Source organism: Allostella sp. (genome assembly GCF_041913585.1).
Lineage (GTDB): Bacteria > Pseudomonadota > Alphaproteobacteria > ATCC43930 > Allostellaceae > Allostella.
Genome location: NZ_JAYSFE010000219.1, coordinates 1 through 4,203 on the forward strand (window position 1 = coordinate 1; position 4,203 = coordinate 4,203).

Here is a 4,203-nt window from a genome sequence, read left to right on the forward strand (position 1 = left end):
AGGACGGCATCCTCTCGATCTCCGTCGCCCACTGCTTCCCCTATGCCGACGTGCCCGAGATGGGGACGAAGGTGCTGGTCTATACCGACGATCGGAAGGAGTTCGGCGACAGGTTGGCCGAGAAGCTGGGGCGCGAGCTCTGGGACCTGCGCGACGAGGTCCGCCCGCCCTTCCTCACCATCGACGAGGCGCTGGACCGCGGCGTCGCCCGCAACCAGGGGCTCGTCGTCATCGCCGATCCTTCCGACAATGCCGGCGGCGGCGCGCCCAGCGATTCGACCTTCATCCTGCGCCGGATGCTGGAGCGCGGCATCCGCGACGCCTGCATCGGCGGATTCTGGGACCCGGTCGCGGTCCGGCTCTGCTTCGACGCCGGCGAGGGCGCGCGCTTCAACCTGCGCTTCGGCGGCAAGATCGGGCCCGCCTCGGGCGACCCGATCGACGCCGAGGTGACGGTGACGAAGCTGGTGCCCGACGCCACCGCCGACTATTGCGGGACCCTGATGTCGTTGGGCGACGCCGCCGCCATCGACGTCGACGGCATCGCCGTCGTCCTCATCACCAACCGCCAGCAGTGCAAGAGCCGGGGCGTCTTCACCAACCTCGGCATCGACTTGGGCGCGAGGCGCATCTGCGTCGTCAAGTCGACCAACCACTTCTTCGCCGAGTTCGGCCCGATCGCCGAGGAGGTGCTCTACACCGACGCGCCGGGCGCCATCCCGCGCGACTTCACCCAGATCCCCTATACCCGCATTCCGCGGCCGATCTGGCCGCTCGATGCCGATCCGTGGGCCAAGGGATCGGGGGCGTGACGGCGATGCGCTGCTTCACCGCTGCGCTCGCGACCGAGACCAACACCTTCTCGCCGATCGCCACCAGCCGGAAGACCTTCGAGGACCGCTTCTACTACCCGCCCGGGACCCATCCCGACCGACCGACCGGCGTCACCGGCCCGCTATGGGCCGCCCGCCGGCGGGCGCGCGAGAAGGGTTGGACGGTCATCGAGGGCACCTGCACCTCGGCCCAGCCCTCGGGCACGACGGTCCGCAAGGCCTACGAGGACCTGCGCGACGAAATCCTGGGTCAGCTCCGGGCGGCGCTGCCGGTCGACATCGTCCTGATGGGCCTGCACGGGGCGATGGTCGCCGACGGCTACGACGATTGCGAGGGCGACATCCTCGCCCGCATCCGGGCGATCGTCGGCTCGGACGTGCCGGTCGGCGTCGAGCTCGACCCGCACTGCCACCTGACCGCAAAGCGGCTCAGGTCGGCCGACGTCATCATCTGCTTCAAGGAGTTCCCGCACACCGACTTCGTCGAGCGCGGCGAGGAGCTGGCCGACATCGTCGAGGCGATGGCGCTGAAGAAGGTGAAGCCGGTGGCGTCGGTCTTCGACTGCCGGATGATCAACAGCTTCCCGACCTCGCGCCAGCCGATGCGCGGCTTCGTCGACCGGATCACGGCGATGGAGGGCAGGGACGGCATCCTCTCGATCTCCGTCGCCCACGGCTTTCCCTACGGCGACGTGCCGGAGATGGGGACGAAGGTGCTGGTCGTGACCGACGACCGGAAGGCGGCCGGGGACGCGCTGGCGGCGAAGCTCGGCCGCGAGCTTTGGGACCTTCGCAACGAGGTCCGTCCGCCCTTCCTCTCGATCGACGCGGCGCTCGACCGCGCGTCGGCGCTGAACGACGGGCTGGTGGTGCTGGCCGACCCGGCCGACAATGCCGGCGGCGGCGCGCCCAGCGATTCGACCTTCGTGCTGAAGCGGATGCTGGAGCGCGGCATCCGCGATGCCGCCATCGGCGGCTTCTGGGACCCGGTCGCCGTCCGGCTCTGCTTCGACGCCGGCGAGGGGGCCAGCTTCCAGCTTCGCTTCGGCGGCAAGGTCGGGCCCGCCTCGGGCGACCCGATCGACGCACGGGTGACGGTGACGAAGCTGGTGCCGGACTTCCGGACGACCTACCAGGGCACCGTCAGCCGCATGGGCGACGCGGCGGCGATCGAGGTCGACGGCATCGCCGTCGCGCTCATCGCCAACCGCCAGCAGGCCAAGAGCGTCGACCTCTTCACCGGCCTCGGCATCGACCTCGCGAAGCGGCGGATGGTGGTCGTCAAGTCGACCAACCATTTCTTCGCCGAGTTCGGCCCGATCGCCGCCGAGGTGCTCTACATCGACGCGCCGGGCGCCATCCCGCGCGACTTCACCAAGATCCCCTATGCCCGCGTCCGGCGCCCGATCTGGCCGCTCGACGCCGACCCCTGGGTTTCCGACCAAGACCGGACGTCCGACCGATGAAGTGCTTCACCGCCTCGCTGGGCACCGAGACCAACACCTTCTCGCCGATGCTGACCAGCCGGCAGAGCTTCGAGGAGGAGTTCTATGCCGCCCCCGGCCGGCACCCGGACCGCCCGACCCTCTTCGCCGGGCCGCTGTGGGCGGCGCGCAAGCGGGCAAAAACGAAGGGCTGGGAGGTCGTCGAGGGCACCTGCACCTTCGCCCAGCCGGCCGGCATCACCACCCGCCACGCCTACGAGACGCTGCGCGACGAAATCCTCGACCAGCTCCGCGCCGCCATGCCGGTCGACCTGGTGCTGATGGGCCTGCACGGCGCCATGGTCGCCGACGGCTACGACGATTGCGAGGGCGACCTGCTCGCCCGCATCCGCGAGATCGTCGGGCCGAAGGTGCCGGTCGGCGCCGAGCTCGATCCGCACTGCCACATGACGATGAAGCGCCTCGCCGCGGCCGACGTCATCATCTGCTTCAAGGAGTTCCCGCACATCGACTTCGTCGAGCGCGGCGAGGAGCTGGCGGAGCTGATCGGCGCCATGGCCGAGGGGCGGGTGAAGCCGGTGGCGTCGGTCTTCGACTGCCGGATGATCAACCTCTACCCGACGACGCGGCAGCCGATGCGCGGCTTCGTCGACCGCATCCAGGCACTGGAGGGCAGGGACGGGGTGCTCTCGATCTCGATCGCGCACGGCTTCCCCTATGCCGACGTGCCCGAGATCGGCACCCGGGTCGTCGTCTATACCGACGGCCGCAAGGAGTTCGGCGACCGGCTGGCGGAGCGGCTGGGGCGCGAGATCATCGCCTTCCGCGACGATGCCTACCCGCCGATCCTGCCGATCGACGCCGCGCTGGACCGCGCGGTCGCCCGCAACCAGGGCCTCGTCGTCATCACCGACCCCTCGGACAATGCCGGCGGCGGGGCGCCCGGCGATTCCACCTTCGTCCTCCGCCGGATGCTGGAGCGCCGGATCGGCGAGGCGGCCTTCGGCCCGATCTGGGACCCGGTCGCGGTCCGCATGTGCTTCAACGCCGGCGAGGGCACGCGCTTCCAGCTGCGCTTCGGCGGCAAGATGGGCCCCGGTTCGGGCGACCCGATCGACGCCGAGGTGACGGTGACGAAGCTGGTGCGCGACGCGACCCAGACCTTCGGCGACGCGCTCGCGCCGATCGGCGACGCCGCCGCGATCGCGGTCGACGGCATCGCGGTGGTGCTGATCTCCAACCGCCAGCAGGCGTTCGGCACCGACCTTTTCACCAACCTCGGCATCGACCTCGGCGCCAAGCGCATCTGCGCCGTCAAGTCGACCAACCATTTCTACGCCTCCTACAGCCGCATGGCCGAGGAGGTGCTCTACACCAGCGCGCCCGGCACGCTGACGCTCGACTTCAAGTCGATCCCCTACACCCGCGTCCAGCGCCCGATCTGGCCGCTCGACGAAAATCCCTGGAGCCAGGAGCCCGCACGATGAAGTGCTTCACCGCCTCGTTGGGCACCGAGACCAACACCTTCTCGCCGATGCTGACCAGCCGGCAGAGCTTCCTCGAGGATTTCTACGCCCCGCCCGGCCAGCATCCGGACCGGCCGACGCTCTGCACCGGCCCGCTGTGGGCGGCGCGCCGGCGCGCCGAGACCAAGGGCTGGACGGTGATCGAGGGCACCTGCTCCTTCGCCCAGCCGGCGGGGATGCTGGTCCGCAGAGACTACGAGGCGCTGCGCGACGAGATCCTGGAGCAGCTTCGTGCCGCCCTGCCGGTCGACATCGTCCTGATGGGCCTGCACGGGGCGATGGTCGCCGACGGCTACGACGATTGCGAGGGCGACATCCTCGCCCGTATCCGGGCGATCGTCGGCCCGGACGTGCCGATCGGCTGCGAGCTCGACCCGCACTGCCACCTGACGAAGCAGC

Annotated in this window: 4 protein-coding genes; all 4 read left to right on the forward strand. The window is 70.1% G+C overall.

Annotation, left to right across the window (positions count from 1 at the left end; all coding sequences use genetic code 11):
* Window positions 1–812: MlrC C-terminal domain-containing protein (locus ACE3Q3_RS23195; RefSeq protein ID WP_374450036.1), on the forward strand; the 812-nt coding region annotated here is incomplete at its 5' end.
* A 5-nt stretch (window positions 813–817) separates the two neighbouring features.
* Entirely contained in the window at window positions 818–2,299 is a 1,482-nt protein-coding gene (locus tag ACE3Q3_RS23200; RefSeq protein ID WP_374450041.1) for a M81 family metallopeptidase, read from the forward strand.
* Entirely contained in the window at window positions 2,296–3,765 is a 1,470-nt protein-coding gene (locus ACE3Q3_RS23205; RefSeq protein WP_374450038.1) for a M81 family metallopeptidase, read from the forward strand. The genes ACE3Q3_RS23200 and ACE3Q3_RS23205 overlap by 4 nt, the downstream gene beginning before the upstream one ends.
* On the forward strand, window positions 3,762–4,203 hold a 442-nt coding region (locus ACE3Q3_RS23210), incomplete at its 3' end, for a M81 family metallopeptidase (protein WP_374450039.1). The genes ACE3Q3_RS23205 and ACE3Q3_RS23210, both read left to right, overlap by 4 nt.